General features: G+C 35.4%; 23 protein-coding genes, 3 pseudogenes and 1 riboswitch. Of the genes and pseudogenes, 14 read left to right on the plus strand and 12 right to left on the minus strand.

The features are described 5' to 3' along the window. The first annotated feature begins 15 nt into the window (after window positions 1-15). The 8 genes and pseudogenes from ACIQXJ_RS07680 to ACIQXJ_RS07715 all read left to right on the plus strand — a co-directional run bounded on the left by ACIQXJ_RS07680 (window position 16) and on the right by ACIQXJ_RS07715 (window position 7,974). Window positions 16-512: pseudogene (locus tag ACIQXJ_RS07680) on the plus strand (P-loop nucleotide/nucleoside kinase family protein). 588 nt (window positions 513-1,100) lie between these two features. Beyond that, a complete protein-coding gene (locus ACIQXJ_RS07685; protein WP_403051695.1) occupies window positions 1,101-1,772 on the plus strand; it encodes a serine/threonine protein kinase in 672 nt (223 codons plus the stop codon). 323 nt (window positions 1,773-2,095) lie between these two features. Beyond that, a complete protein-coding gene (locus tag ACIQXJ_RS07690; RefSeq protein WP_403051698.1) occupies window positions 2,096-2,263 on the plus strand; it encodes a hypothetical protein in 168 nt (55 codons plus the stop codon). After that, a complete protein-coding gene (locus ACIQXJ_RS07695; RefSeq protein WP_403051701.1) occupies window positions 2,260-2,604 on the plus strand; it encodes a hypothetical protein in 345 nt (114 codons plus the stop codon). Before ACIQXJ_RS07690 ends, ACIQXJ_RS07695 begins: the two co-directional genes overlap by 4 nt. Before the next feature lie 258 nt (window positions 2,605-2,862). Then, a complete protein-coding gene (locus ACIQXJ_RS07700; RefSeq protein ID WP_403051704.1) occupies window positions 2,863-3,429 on the plus strand; it encodes a TetR/AcrR family transcriptional regulator in 567 nt (188 codons plus the stop codon). Between the two features lie 57 nt (window positions 3,430-3,486). Beyond that, window positions 3,487-5,343 (plus strand): alpha/beta fold hydrolase, encoded by a 1,857-nt coding sequence (locus ACIQXJ_RS07705; protein WP_403051707.1) that lies wholly within the window; start codon window positions 3,487-3,489, stop codon window positions 5,341-5,343. Between the two features lie 7 nt (window positions 5,344-5,350). Next, window positions 5,351-5,521: pseudogene (locus tag ACIQXJ_RS07710) on the plus strand (GNAT family N-acetyltransferase); the annotation flags it as partial. Window positions 5,522-6,411: 890 nt separating this feature from the next. Beyond that, window positions 6,412-7,974, plus strand: a complete 1,563-nt coding sequence (locus ACIQXJ_RS07715) for a glycoside hydrolase family 10-like protein (RefSeq protein ID WP_403051710.1) — start codon at window positions 6,412-6,414, stop codon at window positions 7,972-7,974. A 446-nt stretch (window positions 7,975-8,420) separates the two neighbouring features. On the opposite strand, the gene ACIQXJ_RS07720 is transcribed toward ACIQXJ_RS07715, so the two are convergent. Next, window positions 8,421-9,008 (minus strand): SCO family protein, encoded by a 588-nt coding sequence (locus ACIQXJ_RS07720; protein ID WP_403051713.1) that lies wholly within the window; start codon window positions 9,006-9,008, stop codon window positions 8,421-8,423. 590 nt (window positions 9,009-9,598) lie between these two features. Between ACIQXJ_RS07720 and ACIQXJ_RS07725 the strand changes: the two genes are divergently transcribed. From ACIQXJ_RS07725 to ACIQXJ_RS07745, 5 genes are all read left to right on the plus strand, one after another. After that, window positions 9,599-9,934 carry a DUF485 domain-containing protein gene (locus ACIQXJ_RS07725; protein WP_172771447.1) on the plus strand — a complete coding sequence of 112 codons (336 nt, stop codon included), beginning with the start codon at window positions 9,599-9,601 and terminating at the stop codon, window positions 9,932-9,934. After that, window positions 9,935-11,488, plus strand: coding sequence for a solute symporter family protein (locus tag ACIQXJ_RS07730; RefSeq protein ID WP_403051716.1), 1,554 nt, complete (start codon window positions 9,935-9,937; stop codon window positions 11,486-11,488). Between the two features lie 459 nt (window positions 11,489-11,947). Beyond that, entirely contained in the window at window positions 11,948-12,286 is a 339-nt protein-coding gene (locus ACIQXJ_RS07735; RefSeq protein ID WP_340824673.1) for a DUF485 domain-containing protein, read from the plus strand. Then, a complete protein-coding gene (locus ACIQXJ_RS07740; protein WP_403051719.1) occupies window positions 12,283-13,827 on the plus strand; it encodes a solute symporter family protein in 1,545 nt (514 codons plus the stop codon). Before ACIQXJ_RS07735 ends, ACIQXJ_RS07740 begins: the two co-directional genes overlap by 4 nt. Before the next feature lie 98 nt (window positions 13,828-13,925). Further along, complete coding sequence (locus ACIQXJ_RS07745) at window positions 13,926-14,114, plus strand: hypothetical protein (protein WP_403051722.1); 189 nt, start codon at window positions 13,926-13,928, stop codon at window positions 14,112-14,114. A 23-nt stretch (window positions 14,115-14,137) separates the two neighbouring features. Here the strand turns inward: ACIQXJ_RS07745 and ACIQXJ_RS07750 are convergent, their stop codons facing one another. The 5 genes from ACIQXJ_RS07750 to ACIQXJ_RS07770 are packed head-to-tail and all read right to left on the minus strand — an operon-like array spanning window position 14,138 to window position 17,660. Beyond that, window positions 14,138-14,887: a TatD family hydrolase gene (locus ACIQXJ_RS07750; RefSeq protein WP_403051725.1), complete on the minus strand. Its 750-nt coding sequence runs from the start codon at window positions 14,885-14,887 to the stop codon at window positions 14,138-14,140. Continuing rightward, window positions 14,877-15,626, minus strand: a complete 750-nt coding sequence (locus ACIQXJ_RS07755) for an ABC transporter ATP-binding protein (RefSeq protein ID WP_403051728.1) — start codon at window positions 15,624-15,626, stop codon at window positions 14,877-14,879. The genes ACIQXJ_RS07750 and ACIQXJ_RS07755 overlap by 11 nt, the downstream gene beginning before the upstream one ends. After that, window positions 15,601-16,374, minus strand: a complete 774-nt coding sequence (locus ACIQXJ_RS07760; RefSeq protein ID WP_403051731.1) for an ABC transporter permease — start codon at window positions 16,372-16,374, stop codon at window positions 15,601-15,603. Before ACIQXJ_RS07760 ends, ACIQXJ_RS07755 begins: the two co-directional genes overlap by 26 nt. Beyond that, entirely contained in the window at window positions 16,371-16,664 is a 294-nt protein-coding gene (locus ACIQXJ_RS07765; RefSeq protein ID WP_340824680.1) for a thiamine-binding protein, read from the minus strand. Before ACIQXJ_RS07765 ends, ACIQXJ_RS07760 begins: the two co-directional genes overlap by 4 nt. Further along, window positions 16,665-17,660 carry an ABC transporter substrate-binding protein gene (locus tag ACIQXJ_RS07770; protein ID WP_403051734.1) on the minus strand — a complete coding sequence of 332 codons (996 nt, stop codon included), beginning with the start codon at window positions 17,658-17,660 and terminating at the stop codon, window positions 16,665-16,667. Between the two features lie 193 nt (window positions 17,661-17,853). After that, window positions 17,854-17,965, minus strand: a riboswitch (TPP riboswitch). 436 nt (window positions 17,966-18,401) lie between these two features. Between ACIQXJ_RS07770 and ACIQXJ_RS07775 the strand changes: the two genes are divergently transcribed. After that, on the plus strand, window positions 18,402-18,737 hold the full coding sequence (locus ACIQXJ_RS07775; RefSeq protein WP_403051737.1) for a hypothetical protein: 336 nt from the start codon (window positions 18,402-18,404) through the stop codon (window positions 18,735-18,737). Window positions 18,738-19,016: 279 nt separating this feature from the next. Here the strand turns inward: ACIQXJ_RS07775 and ACIQXJ_RS07780 are convergent, their stop codons facing one another. The 6 genes and pseudogenes from ACIQXJ_RS07780 to parE form a co-directional block, all read right to left on the minus strand. Continuing rightward, window positions 19,017-20,003, minus strand: a complete 987-nt coding sequence (locus ACIQXJ_RS07780) for a sensor histidine kinase (protein WP_403051740.1) — start codon at window positions 20,001-20,003, stop codon at window positions 19,017-19,019. Beyond that, window positions 20,000-20,668, minus strand: coding sequence for a response regulator transcription factor (locus ACIQXJ_RS07785; RefSeq protein WP_403051743.1), 669 nt, complete (start codon window positions 20,666-20,668; stop codon window positions 20,000-20,002). The genes ACIQXJ_RS07780 and ACIQXJ_RS07785 overlap by 4 nt, the downstream gene beginning before the upstream one ends. 16 nt (window positions 20,669-20,684) lie before the next feature. Then, window positions 20,685-21,656 carry an alpha/beta fold hydrolase gene (locus ACIQXJ_RS07790; protein WP_403051746.1) on the minus strand — a complete coding sequence of 324 codons (972 nt, stop codon included), beginning with the start codon at window positions 21,654-21,656 and terminating at the stop codon, window positions 20,685-20,687. 353 nt (window positions 21,657-22,009) lie between these two features. Beyond that, window positions 22,010-22,138, minus strand: a pseudogene (locus ACIQXJ_RS07795) (alpha/beta hydrolase fold domain-containing protein); the annotation flags it as partial. A 43-nt stretch (window positions 22,139-22,181) separates the two neighbouring features. Further along, on the minus strand, window positions 22,182-24,611 hold the full coding sequence (parC, locus tag ACIQXJ_RS07800) for a DNA topoisomerase IV subunit A (RefSeq protein ID WP_403051749.1): 2,430 nt from the start codon (window positions 24,609-24,611) through the stop codon (window positions 22,182-22,184). Continuing rightward, window positions 24,608-26,584: a DNA topoisomerase IV subunit B gene (parE, locus tag ACIQXJ_RS07805; RefSeq protein WP_403051752.1), complete on the minus strand. Its 1,977-nt coding sequence runs from the start codon at window positions 26,582-26,584 to the stop codon at window positions 24,608-24,610. Before parE ends, parC begins: the two co-directional genes overlap by 4 nt. Between the last annotated feature and the right edge of the window lie 193 nt (window positions 26,585-26,777).

The following is a 26,777-nucleotide window of genomic DNA, read 5'->3' on the forward strand; positions in this document are numbered from 1 at the left end:
CGGAGGAATAAAAATATGAAACAATTGGGGACTCTATACTTTTTCTGTGGAAAAATGGGAGCTGGAAAATCATCTAAATCAAAACAATTAGCTATAGAAAAACATGCGGTACTGTTATCTGAGGATGAATGGCTTTCATCCCTTTACCCCTATCAATCACATCATTTGAAGAGTATCTAAAATTTTCAGTGTAGCTCAAGCCGATGGTGAAAAAGCATGTTCAAAATATATTAACAGTTGGTACCAATGTAGTGATGGATTTTCCAGGTAACACTCAAAAACAGCGAAAATGGTTTTTTGATATAGCGTCAGAGGTCAATGCAAACCATCAACTAATTTTCCTTAATTTAAATAACGAGCAATGCTTATTTCAAATTGCCCAGAGGCGTAACGAACAACCCGAAAGAGCAGCTTTTGACACGGAAGCGACGTTTATTCATGTAACTAAATTTTTTGAAGCACCAGAAGCATCCGAGGGTTTAAATATTTTAGAGTTTAGTGGAAAAGAATAACAAGAAGTTCAAAACAGCGTTATAGTAGTAGAAAATAATTAGCTCATATACAGAAAATGAAATGGGGAGTTAGAGGACATAATAAAGTCCTCCTCCTCGCCAAATAATTTTAGTTTACATAATATAATTATCTTGGTCACAACTTTCTAGTTATCCGAATTTTCCTATAATTTAACGTTCAAAAGGGGATTATTCGTTTAAATAATGCTAATTATCGTTCAATGTAGATTTGTCCAATATTCATAAAAATTATTCAAAGAGTGATGAACGTAGCTGGGTTTTTCAGAATCACAATATATGTTCTTTGAGGATCAAAATAATTAAAACCAATCATTCTACAAAAAACCAATTTAAAAAATTCAAAGTAAAAATTCGATGTTCAGGAATTTAATTAAAATCTAAGAATATGTTAATGAGGTATTCAAAATAATGATGAAAATAGTACCCTCCAAGCTTTTACGGGAGTGTTAGGTGAAAATCAATGAACTGCAATGTATAATCTGAATTTTGTTAAGAGGAATAGAGAATCCCTTTTAAAGTAAATTGGATAATGTAGTTTTCTTCAACGCTAATGAAGGGAGTGATTATTTGGAAAACGACTGGGACAAAGCTATTGGTTCTCTTTCTAAAATTAAAGTATTTTCAAATCCAAATAACGATCCAGTAACCATAAGTGGTGAAGCTAATGATTTGAAGTGTATAGGTGTTGGGACAGATGCGGCTGTTTTTCAGTCTCTTTCTGCCCCAGCCTATGCATTTAAAATATATGCCAAGGACAAATTACACAAAGTAAAAGTTGAAGCAAATGTTTATCAATTATTAGAGAATTCACCTTTCTTTTCAACATGTTTTGCTTCATATGACGAATATCTCGTTTTAGGGTATGAAGAAGGAACGACTCTCTTTGACTGCATTCTACAAGGTATTCACATTCCAGAACAGGTTGTAAATGAAGTGGAAGATGCAAGAGAGTATGTTCGGAATAAGGGCCTCACCCCCCGTGATATCCATTTGAAAAATATTTTACTACAAAATGGAAGAGCAAAAATAATTGATGTCTCAGAATACACATTACAAGGTAATGATTTTCGATGGGAGCATTTAAAAAAAGGATATGAGCAATACTATCATTTAATAGATGGAAATCCTGTGCCGTTTTGGTTAGTAGAAACGATTCGAAAGTGGTATAACCAGTGGGGAAAGAATTCTTCATATGAAGAGTTTACAAAGAATATTTTAAAACTTCTGTTTAAAAAATAATTGAACTAACCGGGGCTTTACTTCATCTATGGAGGAAAAGCCTTTTCTACTTAAACAAACGAAGTGTAAAATGATAAGAACTTCGGGTCCAATTAATTTATAATCTTCTCCCTATCTATAAGAAATTCTAATAACAATTTGATTCTTTTAAAAAAATACATTATCAGGTAATTTTTATATAAAAAGTGTAAATCAAAAGTATTCCGCAATCGGGCGCTTTTCAGTAATGAGGAAAACATCTTTCTTCATGAAAAGGGCCATATTGTTTTTTTGTTAAACTGAATTCTATATATGGTAAAATTATGTTATAGAGAAGGGGTTGCATGAATTTTTCTGGAGATACGGTAGATATGGTTGGATTGTTGTTTCAGTTAATACCTATATTGTTAGTAGCGTTACTATTAAGATGGGTTCAGATCATCAAAACAAAGAAATCATCTCTTTACTCAAAAAATAGTAGAGAAAAGATAAGAGGAGATAAAAAGCAATGATTGAACAATGTAAATGTGATGAAACATATGATTTAAGAGTAGAAGCAGATATCGGGGCTGACGCTATATGGTGTAATAAATGCCTCGGTAACTTTGAAATATCATATGTTTCAATTTCCATCGAACTACAATCGGAATTAACAAAATGGATATTAAAATATGTTGAGTGGATTGATTGGGCTAATGATGGAATAGTTCCTAATGGGATTGAACTTGAAGAAATACATAATCAACAAGGATTAAAGCTAACGGAAAAAGTAAGAAAGGAACTTGAAGGGAAATACAAAGTTTCATTTTCCCCTTCTACATTTGCAAAAAGGCATGCAAACAAAAAGAAGTAAACTGCTATTACATAAACGGGCGCATTACTTTTATAATGAATGCGTCTTTCTTCATCTAAAGGGCCAGATTGTTGAATTGCAAGCCATCCAAAACAGTTTTGGGGTTCAGTTCAACTTTGTTCAAAATGAGATTAATTATTAGCAGTAAAATCAATTAAAGTATAGCTTTTTTGATTAATTTTATTATTAAACTAACAAAAATACTTGCAACACCTATTATAGGACTGTATAGTACTAATTATGACAAGGGTAAAATTAATGAATCAAAAACGTGTGATTGAAGTAGCTGCAACATTATTTTTAGAAAAAGGGTTTGCTTATACAAGCATGGATGAATTAGTTCGTGTAAGCAAAGTTTCAAAGTCTAATGTGTATTATCACTTCTCTAATAAAGAAGAATTGTTGGAAGGGGTCGTTGATTATTGGATTGAAATGTATCAATCTGCAATTGATGGCTTACTATCTCAAAACCAATTATTAGTTGAAGATCGTATCCAACTGTTTTTAAAGCAATTATCACAAGGAGTTCAGGCGAGAGAATATAAGGGGAGCTGTCCATTTATTACTCTTTATATTCAAAGCCCTACAAATGCCACAAAAGTAAAAGAAAAAATAGGTCTTTTTTTTGCAGGATTACAAACGAAAGTTTCTCTATTACTTAAACAAGGGGTAGAGAATGGTGAATTTAGAAAGACAATTAATAATGACGAGGTTGCATCTCTTTTTATTACAAATCTTGAAGGAGCGCTATTTATTTCAGAAACACTGAAGGATGCAACTGTAATCATGAAAACAGCAGATCATTTTTTTAACTTGCTTCGATAAAAGAAGCATTTTTTTTACATCAAATTAGTACTGAATAGTACTAAAAGGAGGATTTATATGAAAACCGTATTTTTAACTGGTGGAACAGGTTTTATTGGAAAGCAATTAGTGAGGGAATTAGCCAAAGAGCATGTTACAATTCTTCTATTAGTGAGATCGAAAAGTAAAGCAACACGCATTTATCAAGAAAGAGGCATCTTAAAAGAGGCAGTTATGCACTTTATTGAAGGTGATTTGACGAAAATAGACTTAGGTCTAAGTGCTGAAGATAAGGAGTGGGTATTGAAAACGGATGTGATTATTCACGCAGGAGGCCCCATGGATATTCAAGCGACAAGCAAAGAGGCAGCTTCCGTATTTTTGAATGGTGCCCAACATATTAGTGAATTCGCTAAAAATATTCATCAATTGAAGGGATTGCAACAATTTATTCATGTTGTAGGCTATATGAGTCCCTTTGATGATAAAAATAGCAAGATTGCGATAGATGTGTTTAAAGAAGGAAACAATTTTTTGAAAATAAAAAATCCATATGAGAGAACAAAGTTTTTAGCAGATCTTTATATTCGTCAGCAGGCATCAACAGTAGGTTATCCGCTTTCAGTAATTAATCCACCAACTGTAGTTGGTAGTAGTAAAACAGGAAGTACGGAGCAAACAGGAGGCTTAGGCTTGCTTGTGATGAGTATGCGAAAAGGGCTCATGCCAGTGATTCCTGGAGGTAAGGAATATAGATTACCACTTATTGCAAACGATGAACTAGCAAAGTTTATTGTGCAGGTTTTCAGATTGGAGCAACCAACTATACAAACATATACACTTGTTGAAGATAAACAACATGATCAGAATATTTCAGAATTATTAGATGCTATGTCAGAAAGTATGAATATGACTGCACCTAAAATTTCTGCCCCATTGCCATTTATGAAAGCACTTATGAATAGTGGCGTAAGCAAAATAACCCAAATTCCTGCTGATGGGCTGAACTTTATTACAAATCGAACATTTCCCAATGGTTCAGCGAAAAAGATTATGGGAGAAGATTGGTTTAAGGAGACAAATGTAATGAAATTTCTCCCAGCCGTAATAGCTGATCTGGATTATCGCATGATGTATCAAAATGGCCAGCACAGTCATTTATTTAAACGAACATTATGTAATAATACTACCATTTACCAATCACAAGGAGAGGGTAAACCGTTTATTTTATTACATGGTTTATTAAGTGATGGAGAGGATTTATTTCCTTTAGGGAAAGAGCTTCATGAAAAAACGGGTCGACCTGTATGGATCATGGACCTTCCAGGTTTGGGACGTTCTCCTTTTAAACGAGAGAAAAATCTTTTAAATATCTATTTGAATGTATTGAAAAAGTTATTGGAGAAAGCTACTAATGGTGCCCATCTAATTGGCCATTCATTTGGTGCGTATATTCTTTTGGAAGCATTAGTACAAAAGTACATAGATAAGAAGTATACAATTACTTTACTTCAGCCACCTGTTGCTAAAAAAAATACTAAATCGATAAATGTTCCTCAATTTATGAACAAATGGACATTGAAATTGGCAACTACTAATTTGATAGAGCGTTATTTATTAAGTAATGGTTTATTTGAAAGTACGGAGAGCATCCCTGAACATTATATTGAAAAAATAAGTAACAGTTTTACTTCTCCTAGAATTTTAAATACTACGGTTCAGCTTAACAGTTTACTATTGAAAAACGTTCAAGGTAATTTCAATGAAGTAACAAAGTATAATCTTCGCATTATTTGGGGGGATTATGACAGAGGCTATTCTGCTCCTTCGCATCTTGGTAAGGTTGATTTTGTTCCTTATGGTCATCATTTTCCTCTTAACCATCCGAGTGAAACGGCTAATTTGGTAATAAAAAATAGTAGTACTAGCAGATGAGAGTGTGGGAAAAGGTTATTATACAGCACTTTTAGCTACTCGTGCAAAAAAGGCATATGAAAATGGGCATCCTTTCCTTACTGTTGACGCCAGTTCAATGAGTAGGCCTATCCTAGAAAAGAGTGGTTTTCTATGTCTTGCATACTCTTATGGCTGCCAGTCACCTTCTACCAAGTAGTAGAGCCTCTTATTAAAAAACTAGCTAATAGAAGCTCATGTGTTATTCCGTTAAAGGGTGCGATTGTGGCTTAAGCGTTTCTTTTCTTATTCAACTCCCTTGAAAGAACTTAATCATCTTACATTTTCTGTGGTGAAGAGCAGATTTTTGCGCTTCATGGATGGCTAACGGGGTGCGTTAGTTAAAGATTCGCTTTCCGAAATAATCAATCTTTTTTACAAAATAATATTCAAATGTACTAAAAAAGCTCTCATTTTGATCAATGTTTTTTCAAAATGATGGTTTTTCTTCTGTCATTAATTCAATGTTAGCACCTTCTTAATCAATATTTTTTACAAAGCAACAACAAAAGAGTTCGAACATATTTGATATTTATAATATGTTTTAACTCTTTATTTACATATGTTTGAATGTCGTTATCCTAAGATAAACAAATAATAAAGTTTTATAAAAATCATCTTTTCAGTTATCCTTTGAGATGATTTTTTTATTGGACATTTATGTTAAAACTGATGTTTATCTTGTGAAAAATTTCTTCCAATCCTTCCACCGTATGGTCCACTTTATCAAACAAACTTAACAATTGACCAAATGATTGCTATTCAACGCTATCATAAAATTGGCGTCAAGAATTTAAATAAATGGAGATTACCGGTGAAGGGAGAATAATTGGGGATTTGTGGTATTATATAGTGAGCGAAGAAACAGAATAAAATTTTCCAACGAGCTTCGCAAACAATTGAAATTACCAATAGGGGGTCCTGCCGACAAAATTTAGAAGGATAAATCAGTTCCTACTTTTATAGAATAGACTGAAATGGTATTTACTTAGGTTATAGTAACAGCTAGGTTTTAATAGCTGAGAATTAAAAGGAGAGATTTCATTATTTATGTTTAAAAATTTTTTTGGAAAGTGCTTAATAACTTTTTTTATTTTACTTTTACTTATTCCTGTTTTTAGAAATCAAAAGGCTACAGCTAATTCACTACCTCAAAATGAAATGCGTGCAGCCTGGATTGCAACAGTATCTAATATTGATATGAAAGCAGGAATGAGTAAAACCCAATATACTCAATGGGTTCAAAGTACCTTAGACAAATTAAAAGCTGATAACTTTAATACAGTTATTTTTCAAGTTAAGCCATTAAATGATGCACTGTACCCGTCTAAGCTTGCTCCATGGTCATCGTATATAACAGGCAATACACAAGGGACCAATCCGGGTTTTGATCCATTGCAAATAATGCTGGACGAAGCACATATGCGAGGATTAGAACTTCATGCTTGGGTAAACCCATATAGGGTCACTATGCCTTCGCAATCTTTGACTAATCTTGCTGCCGATAATGTAGCCCGTAAAAATTCTAATTGGGTAGTGAAATACGGTAAACAATACTATTTAGATCCTGGTTTGCCTGAAGTTCAAAATTACTTATTATCAACCATAGAAGAATTAGTAAGCAACTATGATATCGACGCTGTACATATGGATGATTATTTCTATCCTTATAAAATAAAAGGAGAGACTTTTAAAGATCAACAAACTTTTAAAAAGTATGGTGGCTCTTTCAATAATATTGAAGACTGGCGCAGAAATAATGTTAATCAATTAGTAAAAAAGGTTTATGCAAGCATTAAGGCAATTAAACCTCATGTTCAATATGGAATATCTCCGTTTGGAATTTGGCGAAACAAAGGGCAAGATTCTACTGGTAGTAACACGAATGGAATGAGTAACTACGATGATCTTTATGCTGATACAAGACAGTGGATTAAAGATGGAAGTATCGATTATATTGCGCCTCAAATCTATTGGTCCAGAAATCATAAAGCAGCAAATTACTCTGTTTTATTAGATTGGTGGGGAAGAGAAGTTCAAACATACGCAAAAGTCCATCCTGTTAATTTATATATTGGCATGGCCAATTATAAAGTTGGAAATGATTCTGATACTGCATGGAATAATAAGACGGAACTTATCAGCCAAGTAATCGCCAACAGAGCAAATAAAAATGCTCAAGGGCAAATGCATTTTTCTCTAAAAAGTATTAACAATAACGCTCTTGGATATGCTTCTTATCTAAATCAGCAACTATACAATTATAAAGCTTTAACACCTACAATTTATTGGAAAGGCTCTGCAATACCTTTATGTCCAACTGATGTTAAATTGAGTAAAGAGTCTTTCGGCATGAAGCTTACTATTACAGATGAAAATAGTACTCAACCAAGGAAATATGTAATATACCGTTTTGATGGAACAAAAGAAGGATCATATGAAGACGTTAAAAATATAGTAGACGTGGTTTATAACACACAAGGTAATACTGTTTATGTAGATACTATTGCAAAAAATAGTAAAGTATACACATATGGTATAAAGTCTATATCTGCTACAGGTGTGGAAAGTAAAACTGCTTTTGTTCTAAAAGGCGGAAATCCTTACCAGTAGCAATAGAGCCAACACCTGAAGGGCCAGAGCAACCAGAAAAACCTGTAGATTCAAAGCCTGTTGGTAGAAAATAATCGATCTTTTTTATAAAAACCAATCTTAAATTTGAGGGATAAGAATCCATTTTGATCAATCTTTTTTCAAAATGGATTCTTTTTACCTGGCTTGTGAAGAATTTTTGAACAAACTTTATTTTAAAACAACATTTTAATGAATTTTTATTAAAAGACTACATTTAATTTTATATGAATGTCTGCAAGTTCTTGTCCATATACAGATGTCCATGTAGAGTAGTAGACGAATCCAGGCCCTCCTCCACGTAAAATAATTTTAGTTTACATAATATAAATTATAGGAAGTTACGTTTCATTGAAAAGTATACTTATGATAGTGAGACAAAATTAAAATAAACCCAGATAATCGTTAAATCATCTGAGTTATTCATCTTATTTAGTTAATGCCTTCATATCTGCTACGATTGTTTCAACAGGTACATTTGTAGCGCCGTCATAATCTTTCACGACAACTCCGTCAGCATTTACTAAATAAAAGCTCGACATATGTACAACTTGATCAGAATTCGGATCATTCTTCACTAATGAATTAAATGATTTTCGGGCAAATTGCTCAATATACTGTTGCTTATAGCCAGTTAATAGCTGCCATTTGCTATCATCAATTACTGAATATGTTTTTAAATAATCTTTTAAAACATCTGGTGAATCTACTTCAGGGTCTACACTAAATGCCACTATTTGATAATCTTTCACACCTTCATCCTTTAATGACTTCTGCACATCGGTCATATTATATGTCATCGGCGGACAAATCGAGTTGCAATTTGTAAATATGAACATTGCTAGCCAAGGCTGTCCTTTTAAGCTATCAAGACTTACTTGCTCATTGTTTTGATTCGTAAATGAAAAATCTTCTACATCAATGCTCATTTCAGGTTCAAATTTATAACTGCCACAAGCTGCCAATATGGTGCTTAATACTAGTAACCCAACTAGCATGATCCTTTTCTTTCTCATCAAAATGTACACTTCCCTCCAATTTATCATCGTATTTTATTGTATAAATAATAGAATACAAATACAAGATAATGAACTTGAATCATTTCCTCCATTATGTCTTTCGCTCTTAATCTGTATGTTTTTGGTATTTAAATACTCATTCCACTCCTTTAATTCAGAAAATTTTCAAAAAAAATTCACAACATTTTTTTACTAATTTTCTTATTTCCCAATACATCGCAACATTGTTATATAACAATGTTTTTTTGCTATTCTTTTATTACTTACATTTTATACAAAAATAAGAAAAACACTAAATTTCTCTTTTGCGTTCGTTTTTTCTCCTACATTCAAAATTATTATCAATTAACTATTTCTAAAATACTATTTTAAAAATAAAATGCGTTCTCTTTCTTACGGATAATTTCTATTAAATCCTTATTATTTCTACATTATTTCGACAATCTAAATTTAACTAAAAATTTAAAAAACTAAAAATTTAGTATTGCATTATAGGATTCTACCTCATAAAATAAGTGAATATAACGGCGATTAGCAAAGAAATATGTCGTTTAAAACAGAAATATATAACTTTAGGGGGAATAATAATGGCTAACATTACTGAGAACAAAAACGTGCAATCAGTTGACTATAATGCAATTGAAGCTATGGAATCGTTCAACATTTTCGTGAAAAAGAAAAATACCTTCCTTTTCTCTATCACAGCAGGGTTTTTATTTCTTTATATTCTATTGCCAATCCTTGCTTTTCAGCCTGTACTACAACAAAAAATTATAGGCAGTATAACGGGCGTTTGGATTTACTCAGCAGGACTTTTCATCATGACAATTGTTCTTTGTACAGTATATGTAAAAAAAGCTGCTTCATTCGATAAAGCTGCTGCTGCAGTTCTTGCAGAGTATCAAGCGAAAGGTGGAAAATAAATGAATTTAGTATCAGTAGGTTTCTTTTTAGGAATCGTAGGTTTAACATTAATCGTTACGTATATTGCAGCAAAGCGCACTTCTTCTGCAAGTGATTTCTATACAGCTGGCGGTGGTCTAAAAGGTTGGCAAAATGGTTTTGCAATCGCTGGTGATTACTTATCAGCTGCAGCATTTCTAGGGGTTTCCGGAGCTATTGCATTAACTGGTTTTGATGGCTTTTTCTTCTCTGTTGGTTATGTCGTTGCAAATTTAGTTCTATTATATGTAATAGCTGAACCAATGCGTAATCTAGGACGCTATACGTTGGCAGATATGTTAACAGCTCGCTTTAATGAAAAGCGTATTCGTGGTGTAGCTGCTACTGGAACAATTATTATCGTTATTCTCTATATGATTGCGCAATTAGTCGGTGCTGGAGCACTTATTAAATTATTATTTGGTATTGAGTACTGGGTTGCGGTGCTAATCGTAGGAGTTATGATGACAACTTATGTATTGTTTGGTGGTATGACGGCGACTTCTTGGGTACAAATTATTAAAGCTGGACTTTTACTATTTGGGACAGGTCTATTAGCAACACTTGTACTAATGAAATTTGATTTCTCTTTAGTAAAGATGTTTGATACTATCTCTGCCGATCATGGCGATAAATTTTTAGTACCAGGTATGAAGTACTCTAGCTCGATTGATTCTGTATCGATGATGATGGCACTTGTCTTAGGTACGTCAGGTTTGCCACATATATTAATGCGCTTCTTTACTGTTAAAGATGCGAAAACAGCTCGTGCTTCTATTTCTTGGACAACTTGGATTACAGCCATTTTCTTCTCGTTAACAATTTTCTTAGGCTTTGGTGCAATGCACTTTGTAGGTCTTGATAAAATCATCGCAGAAAGCAAGGCTGGTAATACTGCGGCACCACTATTGGCTGAATTCCTTGGTGGTGATGTATTAATGTCATTCATCTGCGCAGTCGCTTTTGCAACAATTTTAGCGGTAGTCTCTGGCTTAGTGTTAACAGGTGCATCTGCTATTTCTCATGATATTTATGGAGAAATTATTAAAAACGGTCAATTAACTGAGAAACAACAAGTTGTAGCTGCTCGTACAGGCTCTATTTCTATTGCCATTGTTTCTATTATTCTTGCATTATTTGCTCAAAGCTTAAATGTTTCATTCTTAGTATCATTTGCATTCTGTATCGGAGCATCTGCTAACCTACCAGTCATTTTATACACAATTTACTGGAAAAAATTCAATTCAACTGGTGCTGTTACTGCAATGGTAACAGGTTTAGTTTCCTGCTTAGTTTTAGGCGCAATGGGTCCGAACGTTTGGAGTCCAATAGAAGGTGCTGCACTCTTTGTTGGGAAGCCATTAGTGCCACTGGCAGTACCAGCAATTATTACGATTCCACTAGGCTTTATTGCTGGTTACTTAGGTTCAGTTCTTTCTGCAAGCAAAGTGTCTCAAGCCGAAGCAGATCGTATTTACAAAGAAATTCGTGTGAAAGCGAATACAGGTGTATCAGTTTCAGATATTTCTCATTAATAGATTTATATCGTAATCTAACATCAATTATTAATAAAAAGACTCGACTTCGGTCGGGTTTTTTTATTTTTTACTATAAAAATTCAAACATTTTACTTATTGAACAATACTATTTATTTTCCAAATTTAAGAAAATATCCATTTTTCACTAGAGAAATAGTGTTTATTTTTTCTGGAAAAAACGCATTTTTTCTCGGTTATTACATCCTCATTTTTGTCAAGAAGCTAGTAATATCCTTACCTCGTTAATTTATCTGAATATTGCAAAACCCTTTAATTTCTAGGCTTTGTCTTGTATTTTCTCTTTCAAGACTATTTTTACGGAAATTTTTTTTCCATAATTTTTCTGAAATGTATTGCAATTTTGTGAACTGTCTCATAAAATTAAGATGTGAATTCACTAAAGTAGCAAAATTCAGTATTTAAGCAGTAAAAATAAACACAAAATGGGGAATGTTTATGGCGAACAATCAAGCAAGCAAAAGCATTGTAATAGATTATGATGCAATTGCAAAACAAGAATCGTTTAAAGCACTTGTAAAAAAGAAGAACGCATTTCTTTGGTCAATCACTGTATTCTTCTTAGCAGCTTACCTGTTGCTTCCGATTCTTACATCTTACACAACAATCCTACACCAAAAAGCTTTTGGGGAAGTTACTTGGGTATGGATTTACGCAGCAGGATTATTCATCATGACTTGGTGCTTATGTCACCTATATGTTGCGAAAGCAAATAGCTATGACAAAGAAGCAAAAGCAATTATCGCTGAATATGAAAACGGAGGTGGCCGCCTATGAGCCCAATAGCAATATTCTTCTTCGTAGCAATCGTTGGTCTTACATTAATTATTACATGGTGGGCATCTAAACGTACTTCTTCTGCGACTGACTTTTACACAGCAGGTGGTGGTTTAACTGGCTGGCAAAATGGACTAGCTATCGCTGGTGACTACTTATCAGCAGCTTCTTTCCTTGGTATCGCTGGTGCCGTTGCATTATTCGGATTTGATGGATTCTTCTTCTCTATCGGTTATTTAGTAGCTTACTTAGTGGTTCTTTATATCGTAGCTGAGCCATTACGTAACCTTGGTAAATTCACATTAGCTGACATGATTACAGCACGTTTTAACAATTCAAAAGTTCGTGGTACAGCAGCATTAAGTACAATTACAATTGTTTTATTCTACATGATTGCACAACTAGTTGGTGCAGGCGCACTTATTCAATTACTTCTAGGAATCGACTATTGGGTTGCAGTATTAATCGTAGGTGTTATGATGACGACTTACGTTTTATTCGGCGGTATGACTGCAACTTCTTGGGTACAAATTATTAAAGCTTGTCTATTAATGTTAGGTACAGTCATTATTTCGTTTTTAGTGTTAAAAGAGTTCGGCTTCAGTATTACAAATATGTTCTCAGAAATGACTACTGCTACTGAAAGCGGTGCTGCATACTTAAATCCTGGTCTTAAGTATACTAACGGTATTGATACAATCTCGATGTTAATCGCACTTGTATTAGGTACTGCGGGTCTTCCACATATTTTAATGCGTTTCTTCACTGTAAAAGACGCAAAAACAGCTCGTTCTTCAGTAATTTGGGCTACTTGGATCGTAGGTATTTTCTATGTATTAACGATCTTCTTAGGATTCGGTGCAGCTGCATTCGTTGGTAAAGATAAAATTATTGCTGCTAACGCGGCTGGTAACATGGCTGCTCCACTTCTTGCAGAAGCACTTGGTGGCGACATTCTATTCTCATTCGTTTGTGCGGTAGCATTCGCAACAATCTTAGCGGTAGTAGCAGGTCTTGTACTTTCTGGTGCATCTGCCCTATCACATGATATTTATGGTCAAATCATTAAAAAAGGTAAAATTACAGAAAAAGAGCAAGTACTTGCTGCTCGTATCGGTTCTATTACTATCTCTATAGTATCAATTCTTCTTGCTCTTGGTGCACAAACGTTAAACGTTGCGTTCTTAGTATCACTAGCATTCTGTATTGCAGGTTCTGCAAACTTACCAGTAATTATTTACACAATTTATTGGAAACGCTTTAATACTACTGGTGCAGTAACAGCGATGTTAACAGGTTTAATTTCTGCTTTAGTACTTGTAGCTGTATCACCAAACATTTGGAATCCAGTTGAAGGAAAAGCAATCTTCGTTGGTGAACCGTTAATTATGTTAACGAATCCAGCACTTATCTCTGTTCCACTTGGTTTCCTAGGTGGATTCATCGGAACTTTACTTTCTAAAGAATCTGATGATGCGAAATACCGCGAAGTTGATGTTAAAGCAAACACTGGTATTTCAGTACAAGACGTATCTCACTAATATTATGACTAACAACCTCGTAGGCATTCAGCTTACGAGGTTTTACTTTTCTCTCCTTTTTCGGTAATATATTGGTAATATTATATGGAGGTATTATCATGGCACAATCTAAGGCTAAAAAGAAGCGTTTGCATTTAAAACGTACACAAGGTAAAGACGTTGAGAAAAAGCGTCAAACTTCCCCTTTCAGTACACATGAGCGCGTTACTAAAACGAAGCGTGCAACATTAGAACAAGATAGAACAAAGCATAGGAAACAGCCACATGTAGACGATTCGTCGTACTAGATGTGGCTGTTTTTGTCGTGTCTTTATAAATTATAAAATAACTTCGTATTTCGTGTTACAATTTTTGCCGCTTCTTGTGTTGTTAAGCCTTTAATAGTTGCAATAACTTCAATGGTTTTAGACATCATATACGGCGAAGTACGAGCTTTGTCAAAAGGTCCTTCAAATGGCCACGGACCATCCGTTTCAACCATCATGAGTTCCAATGGATATCTTTTAATCAATGCTTGAATTTCCGCTTCATAAACACAATCAGGTGTAATTGAAATATAGTAGCCATTATGTATCATACGCACAATTGCCTCTTCACTTCCCTTAAACCAATGAAAATGTGCTTTCGTCACACCATGTTGCTCAAGTAAATCGCATGCGATTAAAGCGTCTTCGTAAACAGCATGTAACACAATCGGTTTGCGAAGCTCTTTAGCCAATTTAATAAATTGTTCTAATAAATGTATATAAGGCCGCTCATCAATCTTCTGAGCTTGTCTACGATAATAAGGTAACCCGACCTCTCCAATGGCAATCATCTCACTAGCATGAAGCCGTATCCAATCAAATAAAGCTTGTCTGTCCTCGTCACTTGGTAAAGATTGTTCAGGATGAAAACCATAGGCTGCCTTTACCTTATCGTATGATTTTGTTAACTTCAGCGTTTTCTTACTAGATGGCAAGTCCGTACTCACCGCGATGACATATTGTGCTTCTTCAAGTAGCAGAGGCACTTCTTCTTCCTTATACTGATCTAAATGGATATGTGCATCAATCAACATATGGATCGTCCTTTTCTTCTTTTAAGTAATGGAAAAGTTGTTGTTTTAATTGTGTAAACTGTGCACAATGGCGAATTTCCTCGGATCGTGGTCGTGCAAATGGAACAATTAGTTCCTCCTTGATAGTAGCTGGACGTTTCGTTAATACAATAATGCGATCTGCTAAAAATAATGCCTCTTCGATACTATGTGTAACAAACAGGATTGATTTTTTATGTTCCTCCCAAATGGATAACAACCATGCCTGCATTTCTAATCTTGTAAACTCATCCAGCGCTGAAAACGGCTCATCTAGGCATAAGATTGGTTTCTCACTGACGATAGCTCGCAGAAATGATACACGTTGTTGCATGCCTCCTGATAAAGCATGAGGATAAGCATTTTCAAAAGAAGATAGGCCAACCTTTTCTAGCCATTTTCTTGCAAGCTCTATATTAGGTCGCTGCTGCAATTCTTCTACGATTGTGACATTTTCCAAAATTGTCCGCCACGGTAATAAGCAAGGTTGCTGTGGCATGTAGCCAATAGTGCCTGTTTTTTGCTGAATGTCGTCTCCATTTAACAAAATAGCACCATGATTCAAAGGCGTTATTCCTCCTATTAATTGAAAGAGCGTGCTTTTACCACTACCAGAGGGACCAATGATCGCCACAAATTCGCCTTCCTTTACCGTAAAGGATAAGTTTTTAACTACTTCAAGCGAGCCAAAGGATTTAGAAATGTCTTGAATGTTCAGCATGTGATCCCCTCCCCTTTACAACAAGCTTTTCAACAAAACGAATAACACTAAATAGCAATAAACTTAACAAAACTATCGCAAATATCGCCACAAATACACGATCAGTACGAAACGATGATTGAGCAAGTGTCATATAGACACCAATCCCCTTTTTCGCACCAAGCCATTCTGCGATGACAGCCCCCATCACACTATAAGTCGCTGCAATTTTAATACCAGAAAATATAGAAGGATAAGCAAACGGCCATTCTAATTTCCAAAATGTTTGACCTTTTGTAGCACCTATCATTGCAAAATAATGCTTAAGCTCAGGTGATGTTTGACGAAATCCATCCATGGCCGCAATAACGATTGGAAAAAAGCAAACGAGACAAATAATAATCAGCTTCGGTAACAGCCCGAAACCAAACCAAATAATTAATAATGGTGCAAGGACAAGTACAGGCACATTTTGTGACACAATTAAAATCGGATACACAAATGCCCTTACCGTCGCTGAGCGGTGTAATAATATCGCAACACTCAAGCCGAAAAATATACCAATAGCAAGGCCCAGTACCGCTAGCTGTATAGTGGCGAACACATGGGGCATGAACGTTTTATAAGAGTGAACACCTTCAGTAACGATGGCACTCGGCGCTGGTAATAGCCAATGTGGGATGTCAGCCAAACGGATAATGATTTCCCAGATAACTAACAGGAAGGCGATAAAAATAATCGACCTTCCTTTCGTTACTAGCTGTTTCATCCTCGATACTTCTCCGTCAACGTCCCCATTGTAATGCCAGTTGGCTGATATAAAATTTTCACTTGCGTAATAACATTAATGGCACCCAATTCAATCATTTTTTTATTCATCTCTTCAATAATTTGCAGTAAGGTAGACAGTTCACCTTCCATAGTCGTTTCTAGTGGCTGCACTTCATAGCGCACACCTGAAGCATCGATAATCGCAATCGCTGCATCAACGAATGGAATTACATCCTCGTATTTTTCTGTTTTAGGTATAATTTGTACACTAATTAATGAATTAGCCATTTATTTTGCCCCTTTCTCTGGTAAAAAATCATTTGTAAAAGCTTGATCTGCTTGAAATTCGCCTTCTAAAACGTTGTTCTTTGTCATCCAGTCCGCATAGTTTTCCCAAACTGCTAATTTTTGTTCGCCCCATTGTGCTGCATCATCTTGATATTTGTTCACTAACCATTCCTGACTTTTATGCACAAGTGCTTTATCTAAATCAGTTACCGCTTCAAGCAATATATCAGCCGCTTCATTAGGATGCTCAATTGCATACTCATAACCTTTTGTAGTAGCTGCAACAAATGCCTTTACCACATCAGGATTATCCTTAATCATCTTTTCATTCGTTGCAAGTACAGGTGTATAATAATCGAGTTGCTCACTATAGTCTGTTAAATACTGCATATTTAATTTTTCTCCACGAAGCTCCGCCTCAATACCTGTCCAAGCATAATAAATCCATGCAAAATCTATATCCTTCTGCATCATTGTGAAAAAGTCTAAATCTCCAGCATTAACGATATCTAATTTCTTAATATCGGCATGTTCTTTTTGCATTAGAGATTGTAAAACAGCTTGTTCTATCGGGCTTCCCCAACCACCATACGTTTTGTCTTCGTAATCTTTTGGTGACGTAATGCCTTTTGAAGCATCTGATGCAAAGCCAGATGTATTATGCTGAATAATTGCTGCAATCGATACAAGAGGCACGTCTTGAACACGTGCTTGCGTTATACCTTCCTGGTAGCTAACGCCAAACTGAGCTTTGCCTGATGCAACAAGTTGATCTGCCCCTGCATCACCAGGTAATATAATGTCTACGTCTAAACCTTGCTCCTCAAAGTAGCCGAGCTTTTTCGCAACATAAAGTCCTGTATGATTCGTATTAGGTGTCCAGTCCAGTACAACGGATACCTTTTTCAATGTGCTTGTTTCCTCTTTGTCCTCTTTTTCGCTACAACCAACTAATGTTAATAATGCAGCAACAAGAACGAAAAACCACTTTTTCATGCTGTGTCCTCCAAGTCTAGTAGTTTGAAAGTGTTCAAGATTGAATGTTTTCACCAGAAAAGGTATTCTTAGGCCATTTGCATCGCTTCTAATAGATTACACCTAGTTTTAGGCGGAATAATGAGTCCTAAACAAAAAACGCCTAGGAATTATCCCAGACGTTTGCAAACGGTATCAAAAAATAGTATACGAATATTTTTGAATAGATGTTCCCTACGCTGGTACGAGCCAAATCAGGTTCAAAGGGTCAGCGTCTAAACGGACGCAATCTCAGCTGGCAACTTCCAGCCCCCCTACATTCTTAACTTATGAACTTTTCGTTGATTATTATACCCATATCTATCGTAAAATGACAAGCTAGTAATTTTCGTAATTGATAAAAATGAGCTTCTATTGGACTATACAAGTATTCTGCAACATGACTTTTGCAAATAGAAATGTTTTTATGCATGGAATTTGGAACATCAAAAATTCTTCAATACGAAACAGTTAATCTTTTGCAAAACCAACAAGTTAAAAAAGAGTTATTCTCCATACTACACGATATAACTTCCATCACCCTTTGAAAAGATAGTTGCTATGTGTCATTTAGTTATATTTGAAATTAAACTAATTATAGAAAACATTTTTTCTTCGTGATTTTTGAGAGTTTGTGCTTTATTCAAAGTGTCAGGAGTGAGTTGATGAAAAAGCTTTTAAAAATTACCGTAGTATTTCTTGTTTTACTCGGAGCAGCTGGCTATGCTTTATGGCATTTTGGTACAGAAAGTGGAATTTACTTTAGATGACGAAAAACGAGAAGAAGTAAAATCCTATATCAAGAACGATTCGACGGTTCAAGAAATTGCCAGCGAGGCAGCAACTACAAATCCGGATACTCTTCCCTTCCAAACTAAAGAAGAAGCGACACGTGTGTTAATAAAAAAAGTGGGCGTTAATCGTTTACTTGATATTCAGGAACAAGTGCAAAACGGTTCAATTAGTAAGGATGAAGTATTATCCGAAATTGAAGGTAAACTGTCTGAAGATGAAATTTCTGCTTTAAAATATGTTTTATATAAGGAATTGAATAAATAAAACTAGCCATTTGAAAATTTCAATTAAAAATACAGAGACAAAGATTCACATAAAAATTTTCAATACAGCTAAGCACCACATTCGTGTTAGTGGGTATAATAAAACAGGCTCGATTCCTATTAAGTGAAATCGAGTCCTTTTTTCTATCATTTTTCTATTGTTGCTAGTTAAACTAAAGCACACGATTGTTATATAATTTAAGCATTTACAACGTTAAAAGATGTTCTCAAATAAGATTTTGAGAAGCTTTCAATTAGAGCTGTTGCAATTACTAAAGTTTTAATGTTGCGCATAACTTATGGTGACTTGAGTACCTTTTTCGTTAGATTGGATTGTACTCTGTAGTTCAAGCATTCGGCAAATATCTTCGATGATTCGTAGGCCAGTACCCTTTTCCTCCACATTAAACCCAACCCCATTATCCTTAAATATAATTGAGTTTTTTTGCAAAGTGATTTCCAATGTATCGCACGCTGCATGGCGCAAAATATTTTGGAAGATATTATCAAATAATCTGTGCAACCAAATTTCATTACTCTTCCAATGGAATTTAGTTGAGGAATCGTTTAACACAATAGAGATTTGGTTAACTTTATATAAAAAATTCCACTTTAAAATAATGGTATTGATAAGTTTTGGAACATCTACTTTTTCCATGATTATATAGGAATTATCAACACGAGATAAGCGCTCAAAGTCATATTCATTGGATAACTTTGAAATATAGTTTATTTGTTCGTTTAAAGAATTGAAAATATCCTGATGTTGTGAAAAATCATTTTCGATTGTGTAAAGTTGTAAGCGCATAGCTGTTAAAGGTGTATTAATATCGTGGCGCAACTGAGTTAAAAGTTCTAGTTTCATTTGCTCTTGTTGCATTATTTCAATTTCCTTCGATATCGTCCGGTCAATGAGAAGGTTTACTGCATTGGTTAAATCCCCTAATTCATCATTTCGAGAGTAAGGAATCTTTTGAAGTCTCTTCTTATCGTTACTCGCCAACTCCATAATGGTTTGATTTAATTCATTAATTCGTTTAATTAATGAATTAATGGATTTGGAGAATAAAATAGCCAAAGTAAAAAAACAGACGATAAATAATCCTAGCATAATTGGATAGGCTTTTGACTCAAAAAAACGTGTTTCTGTATTATTTGAAAAATGATTGTAAATTACCGTTACGATTACATTAATCACTACAATCGAAAGAGGAACACTGAATATAACCGACAATAGCAATAGTTGATATTTCTTTTTTAGTTTCATTGTTTAACATGGGTATTCATACGATAACCTTCTCCATATACATTTTGAATAATCACACCATCTGTATCGGCAATCTTGTTGCGGACCTTTTTAATATACACGTTAATTAAATTAGGATTACGATCTTCTAGCTGCCAAAGATAATCAATGAATTGTTCTTTAGATAAAATAAAATCTGCGTTTTCATAGAGGTAAAAGAATATTTTCTTTTCAATGGCTGTAAATTCGACTTCTTTATTATTCTGATTATTAATGACACGCATATGAGTAACATCAATGGATAAATGCTGTATTTGTTTGTGAATTCCGTAAGAAGCAACTAATTTATTTTTTATTCGTATTAATAATTCCCTCGGATCAAATGGCTTCACCATGTAATCTTCTCCAATTTCAAGCCCTCTTAATTTACTATCAATGTCACTTCTAGCAGTTAAAAAAATTATAGGAATATTATGCCCTAACTGATTAATTCGCATTGAAATCTGATACCCGTCCTCGCCAGGTAGCATAATATCCATAATAACAATGTCCACTTGCTTTATAACTGTATATAAAGAAGCTCCATTTTCTAACCAGATTACTTTATAACCTTCTTTTTGAAGTATATTCTCCAATAAACTTCCAATCATTTTATCATCTTCTACAAGTAAAATTGTAAACAACATTTTTGTCTCTTCCTCACTATTTTTCAGCCATTTCTTGCATGAACTTTTGGGTTTCTTCATAAATTTCAGTTGGATGGTACAAGTAAATACTATGCTTGCTTTTTATTTGAATAACACTTGAAACGTCTAACTTCTTTGCGAAATCTTGATAGTCTTTTAGTGATGCTTTAGCAGCTTCAGAATTTTTATCAAGGTAAGCATCAATAAATAAAATAGGGGTTGTTTTTGGAATAGATAATGCGGTAGACTTTTTGCTATTTTTTACGGAATGTAGCATTTCTTGTTCCATATCATTGTTGATTCCCTGTTTATTTGATATCGCTTTAAATATATCTTTTTCTTGTGAAGTCAGAAAATTTTTCTCTAAGACGGCATCGTTATATGCTAAAATCGGAAACACTCTTTGGAATCCTAATTCACTTAATATAGTTCCTGCCTTCATAAAAGCCTTTTCTACGAAACCTACCGGATGTTTTATATATTGAGAAGGTAAACCAATATCTAACGCCACAATCGCTTTAACTTCTTTCGGATATTTCTGCGCCCAATAGATAGCTTCGATTCCTGAAATAGAGTGTGGTACTAAAATATAAGGGGGCTTATTGCCGCTTTTAATTAGTGCCTCCCTCGTTTGTTCTAATATTACATCTATATCTCGATCGTCGTTAAATTCATCACTATACCCATATCCTGCTCTTTCCACAACGGCAATTTTATTTTCTTTTGAAAAATGACGATACAAGCTTTTTAATTCATACATAGGTGCTGCTACTGCTGAGCCAGCCATAAATACAAATGTATCTGCATTCTGACCTTCAGAATAAATGTTAATCTTCTTCCCATTAAAATCGATTAACTTGCCCATATTATTCTCTAGTAACAATGTCTCTTTATTCTCTTTGAACTTATGGAAGCTAAATACAGAACCGATAAGCACAATCAATAAAGTGAAGAAACTTATCGAAAACCACTTCATCATTTTTTTCATTTTCTACTTGCCCCTTTCAATTATAAATACAGATTAAAGTAGAAAAATATAATTCTTATAAACTTTTGATAAATTTTTGAATGGAAATATCGACTGACTAAAGTTCGTGCACACATTAAAAAGTCACAAATGTTTTTAAATCAACGATTCATGACTTTCCTTATGAGATTTTTATAGGTGTATACAGCAAGGTGTTTTCACTCGCTGGTTTTGTTCTTCACTCGCTAACCCTAAAAAATGTTTTTCAACTAAATGATCCTTTAACGAAACCGTTCGCTGATTCTTGAGGTTACGCCAGTTTATTGTATATCAAGTTTATGATTTCTACCTATTGCCTGCTAACCTGAGTACATTTAAAAATAAAACAACGCATAGTTACTAATTACATTAATAATTTTCTGTTGAGCATCTTTGGCTTCAGGGATTGGTATGACAACAAACACATGTATCATTTTGGGATATACATAGGAAAAAGTCTTTATCAAAAAAGCCCATGTTCTTTGATAGAACATGGGCAGGAGTTTGTTATTCTTCTTTTTTCCTTTTAACTACATGAGAAATGGCACCATCTGTAGCGATATCGACTTTAAAGGAGCCATTTGAATGACGATCAGCGCGAGTTAACCCTTTGACATCAATGATTTCTTGCACGCCTTTATCCGTTTCAACAATAACCTGTTCCTCATCACTAGCCCTCACAACCGCAACAATTCGGTGTGGATTCGCTTTTAATTCGGTTAACACTTTTAACCCGCGTTTTGCGCGGCTAGCTATATCGACTTCGGCGACATTCATCTTTTTCACAGCACCACGTTGTGTAACAATTACAACATACTCCGTGTCAGAAGGTCTTAATATTGTGACACCAACCAATACTTCCCCATCTTTTAAAGTAATACCTTTCACACCACCAGTTTTAACGCCAGTGACAGGCAGCTCTTCAATCGGGAAGCGGATAGCATATGCAGTATCTGTGATTAATAACAATTCGGCATCATCTGATACAATGTCCGCAAGTATCATTTCATCACCCGATTTCACATTCATCGTTTTAATCGGTTTAGAATAACGTGTAACTGCATAATCAGCTAATGGTGAACGTTTGATTTGCCCTTCTTTTGTAGCCGTTAAAATATAGGTGTTCGGCTGCTCAAATGAATCAAAACCATAAACAGCAATAATTGTTTCATCTTCACCCGTTGGCACAATACTTGAAATATGCTGACCAAGATCCTTCCAACGAATATCCGGCAATTCATGCACAGGCTGATAAATATAATTTCCACGATTAGTGAACAGCAGTACATGATGTTGTGTATTTAACGTTGCCTCATACAATAAATAATCCGAATCTTTCATCGCAAAATCTTGCCCATTGGACGCTGCGTGAGAACGAGTAGATGTACGCTTAATATAGCCATCTTTTGTCACTGTAACCACAACTTCTTCACTTGGCACAAGGACATCTAGCGTAATTTTAATTTCCTCAATTTCTTGTTCGATTTTCGAACGACGTGGCTCAGAAAAACGTTTTTTAATGTCGAGCAATTCTTGTTTTATGACACGAATAAGCTTAGCCTCACTATGCAAAATACCTTCTAGCTTTGTAATTAGTGCATTTAATTCATCTTGTTCATGACGTAGCTCTGTAATATCCGTATTTGTTAAACGGTATAATTGTAAGCTCACAATGGCCTCAGATTGAACTTCAGTAAAGTCATACTTGACCTGTAAATTCGTTTTCGCATCACGTTTATCATTCGATGAACGAATCGTCGTAATTACTTCATCTAAAATAGAAAGGGCTTTAATCAAACCATCAACGATATGCGAACGGTCTTTCGCCTTTTGCAAATCATAAATCGAGCGGTTTGTCACCACTTCCTTTTGATGGGCTATGTACGCATCAAGTAGCAGTGGCAAGGTCATCATCGTAGGACGACGGTTATGGATAGCGATCATATTAAAATTGTAGGCTACTTGCAAATCAGTAGTTTTGAATAAATAATTTAAAATTCCTTGTCCTGGCACATCTTTTTTCAGCTCAACTACTACGCGTAATCCTGTTCGATCGGATTCATCACGGATTTCAGCAATGCCTTCAAGTCGTTTATCGACACGTTGTTCATCAATTTTCTTAACAAGATTCGCCTTATTAACATCATACGGTAATTCCGTAATAACGATTTGCTCTTTCCCGCCTTTTAATGGTTCAATGGCTGCTTGAGCACGCACAATAATTTTGCCGCGCCCTGTCTCATAAGCTTTTTTAATGCCATCTACACCTTGGATAATCCCACCTGTTGGGAAGTCAGGACCTTTAATAACCGTCATGAGCTCATCAACAGTAGCATTCGGTTGATCTAAACGCATTAAAACCGCATCTAACACCTCATTAAGTGCGTGAGGTGGAATATCCGTCGCATAACCAGCAGAAATCCCTGTGGAGCCGTTTACAAGCAAATTCGGGAAGCGAGCAGGTAATACAGTTGGTTCCATATCCTGATCATCAAAGTTCGGTATAAATTCCACTGTTTTTTTACCGATATCACGTAACATCTCAGCAGCAATTGCTGATAATCTCGCTTCTGTGTAACGCATCGCAGCTGGAGGGTCACCGTCAACCGAACCATTATTACCATGCATTTCAATCAACATATGGCGAGCCTTCCAATCCTGACTCATGCGCACCATTGCTTCATATACCGAACTATCACCATGTGGATGGTAGTTACCGATAACATTCCCGACTGTTTTTGCAGACTTACGGAACGGTTTTTCATTCGTATTTCCTTCTGTATACATCGCAAATAAAATACGACGTTGTACAGGTTTAAGACCGTCGCGCGCATCTGGCAACGCTCGGTCTTGAATTATATATTTACTATAGCGACCAAATCGGTCACCCATTACTTCTTCTAAAGGTAAATCTTGAAACTTTTCCGTACTACTCATGCTTGGTCCTCCTCTTGTTGGATGAATTCATTGTCTAAAATATTTGAATCATCCTCCATGCCGAAGTCTACATTTGCTTCGATCCATTTACGGCGCGGCTCTACTTTATCGCCCATTAACGTCGTCACACGACGCTCTGCACGTGCTCCATCCTCAATCGTGACACGAATTAAAGTACGTGTGTCAGGGTTCATCGTTGTATCCCACAGCTGATCTGCATTCATCTCACCAAGACCTTTATAGCGTTGCAGGATATAGCCTTTTCCGACCTTTTTAATGGCTTTTTGTAAATCGTTTTCGGTCCAAGCATACTCTATGACCTCTTTTTTACCAACACCTCTAGATACTTTATAAAGTGGTGGCAGTGCGATAAATACTTTACCTGACTCAATTAACGGGCGCATGTAACGATAGAAGAACGTTAATAGTAGCACCTGAATATGTGCGCCATCCGTATCAGCATCGGTCATAATGACAACTTTATCGTAAGCAGAATCTTCTACTGAAAAATCCGCTCCTACCCCAGCACCAATAGCATGAATAATCGTTGAAATCTCCTCGTTTTTCATAATATCTTGGAGCTTCGCTTTTTCTGTATTGATGACTTTACCACGTAACGGTAAAATTGCCTGGAATGTACGGTCTCGCCCTTGTTTTGCTGAACCGCCGGCAGAGTCACCTTCGACTAGATATAATTCATTTTTCGCAGCATTACGAGATTGTGCAGGTGTTAGCTTTCCTGAAAGGATCGTACTACCTTTTTTGTTTTTCTTCCCGTTACGAGCATCCTCACGCGCTTTACGCGCCGCTTCACGAACTTGTTGTGCACGAATCGCTTTTCGAACAAGGGAAGCTGAAAGCTCCGCGTTCTCTTCAAGTACATATAAAATCTGCTCTGAAACAACGCTATCTACTGCAGAACGCGCCTCACTCGTACCAAGCTTACCTTTCGTTTGGCCTTCAAATTGTAATAAATGCTCTGGAATACGAACAGAGATAATCGCCGCTAAACCTTCACGAATATCTGTCCCTTCAAGATTTTTATCTTTATCTTTCAATAGACCAATCTTACGTGCATATTCATTGAAAACTCGCGTCAACGCAGATTTTGCACCTGTTTCATGTGTGCCACCATCACGTGTACGAACGTTGTTTACAAACGATAAAATGGTTTCTGAATAGCCGTCGTTGAATTGGAAGGCAAATTCAACCTCGATATCATCTTGTTCACCCTCCACATATTTCACAGGATGAAGAACATCTTTTTCCTCATTCAAATACGCAACGAAAGCTTCAATGCCGTTTTCATAAAAGAAAACATCACCTTTGCCTTCCTCGCGTTGATCGATTAACTCAATTTTTAATCCTTTTAATAAAAATGCAGACTCACGTAAACGTTCTGCAAGCGTATCATAATTGAATTTTGTGACTGAAAAGATTGTGTCATCTGGTAGGAAATGGACAAGTGTTCCTGTTTGTTTTGTTTGACCAATTTCTTCAAGTGTCGTTGCAGGGTGTCCTCCGTTTTCAAAACGCTGCTTATACTTTTTGCCATCACGATGAATCGTTACTTCTAAAAATGTCGACAAAGCATTGACAACTGAAGAACCAACACCATGTAAGCCACCACTCGTTTTATAGCCACCTTGCCCAAATTTGCCGCCTGCATGTAATACAGTGAAAATAATTTCAGGGGTAGGCTTGCCCATTTTATGCATACCTGTTGGCATCCCTCGTCCAAAGTCTCGAACACTTAAGCTCTGATCTTTATGAATAGTGACTATGATATGAGAACCAAAGCCAGCTAGTGCTTCATCCACCGCATTATCCACGATTTCATATACAAGGTGATGAAGTCCTCTGCCGTCTGTGGAACCGATATACATGCCGGGTCGCTTTCGTACCGCTTCTAATCCTTCTAATACTTGAATGGCGTCATCATTATAGACGCTTGGTGACTGTTTATTCGCCAAAAGATTCCCCTCCAAAAAACAAACGCATGTTCTGATTACGTTCTCATCCTAATAATAATAGCATTTCCTGTCAATAGCTAGTGACAGATATATAAATTTTTGTTTACGCTATGGCGTAATGTCTTCTATGAATTTTGTTAAACGACCAATCTAAAGTCAGTTAACGGACATAAATGACAGCAACTGCCTGGAG

This window comes from Lysinibacillus sp. NPDC097868 (assembly GCF_044761135.1).
GTDB lineage: Bacteria > Bacillota > Bacilli > Bacillales_A > Planococcaceae > Lysinibacillus.

Excerpts from the sequence above, each read along its gene's own strand:
- ACIQXJ_RS07735 (WP_340824673.1), top strand. The coding sequence starts at position 11,948 with ATGGCGAACAATCAAGCAAGCAAAAGCATTGTAATAGATTATGATGCA.
- ACIQXJ_RS07740 (WP_403051719.1), top strand. The coding sequence starts at position 12,283 with ATGAGCCCAATAGCAATATTCTTCTTCGTAGCAATCGTTGGTCTTACA.
- ACIQXJ_RS07745 (WP_403051722.1), top strand. The coding sequence starts at position 13,926 with ATGGCACAATCTAAGGCTAAAAAGAAGCGTTTGCATTTAAAACGTACA.
- ACIQXJ_RS07730 (WP_403051716.1), top strand. The coding sequence starts at position 9,935 with ATGAATTTAGTATCAGTAGGTTTCTTTTTAGGAATCGTAGGTTTAACA.
- ACIQXJ_RS07690 (WP_403051698.1), top strand. The coding sequence starts at position 2,096 with ATGAATTTTTCTGGAGATACGGTAGATATGGTTGGATTGTTGTTTCAG.
- parC (WP_403051749.1), bottom strand. The coding sequence starts at position 24,611 with ATGAGTAGTACGGAAAAGTTTCAAGATTTACCTTTAGAAGAAGTAATG.
- ACIQXJ_RS07780 (WP_403051740.1), bottom strand. The coding sequence starts at position 20,003 with ATGAAACTAAAAAAGAAATATCAACTATTGCTATTGTCGGTTATATTC.
- ACIQXJ_RS07725 (WP_172771447.1), top strand. The coding sequence starts at position 9,599 with ATGGCTAACATTACTGAGAACAAAAACGTGCAATCAGTTGACTATAAT.
- ACIQXJ_RS07750 (WP_403051725.1), bottom strand. The coding sequence starts at position 14,887 with ATGTTGATTGATGCACATATCCATTTAGATCAGTATAAGGAAGAAGAA.
- ACIQXJ_RS07760 (WP_403051731.1), bottom strand. The coding sequence starts at position 16,374 with ATGAAACAGCTAGTAACGAAAGGAAGGTCGATTATTTTTATCGCCTTC.
- ACIQXJ_RS07705 (WP_403051707.1), top strand. The coding sequence starts at position 3,487 with ATGAAAACCGTATTTTTAACTGGTGGAACAGGTTTTATTGGAAAGCAA.
- ACIQXJ_RS07755 (WP_403051728.1), bottom strand. The coding sequence starts at position 15,626 with ATGCTGAACATTCAAGACATTTCTAAATCCTTTGGCTCGCTTGAAGTA.
- ACIQXJ_RS07715 (WP_403051710.1), top strand. The coding sequence starts at position 6,412 with ATGTTTAAAAATTTTTTTGGAAAGTGCTTAATAACTTTTTTTATTTTA.
- ACIQXJ_RS07765 (WP_340824680.1), bottom strand. The coding sequence starts at position 16,664 with ATGGCTAATTCATTAATTAGTGTACAAATTATACCTAAAACAGAAAAA.
- ACIQXJ_RS07775 (WP_403051737.1), top strand. The coding sequence starts at position 18,402 with ATGCTTTATGGCATTTTGGTACAGAAAGTGGAATTTACTTTAGATGAC.
- ACIQXJ_RS07770 (WP_403051734.1), bottom strand. The coding sequence starts at position 17,660 with ATGAAAAAGTGGTTTTTCGTTCTTGTTGCTGCATTATTAACATTAGTT.
- ACIQXJ_RS07720 (WP_403051713.1), bottom strand. The coding sequence starts at position 9,008 with ATGAGAAAGAAAAGGATCATGCTAGTTGGGTTACTAGTATTAAGCACC.
- ACIQXJ_RS07790 (WP_403051746.1), bottom strand. The coding sequence starts at position 21,656 with ATGAAAAAAATGATGAAGTGGTTTTCGATAAGTTTCTTCACTTTATTG.
- ACIQXJ_RS07695 (WP_403051701.1), top strand. The coding sequence starts at position 2,260 with ATGATTGAACAATGTAAATGTGATGAAACATATGATTTAAGAGTAGAA.
- ACIQXJ_RS07785 (WP_403051743.1), bottom strand. The coding sequence starts at position 20,668 with ATGTTGTTTACAATTTTACTTGTAGAAGATGATAAAATGATTGGAAGT.
- ACIQXJ_RS07700 (WP_403051704.1), top strand. The coding sequence starts at position 2,863 with ATGAATCAAAAACGTGTGATTGAAGTAGCTGCAACATTATTTTTAGAA.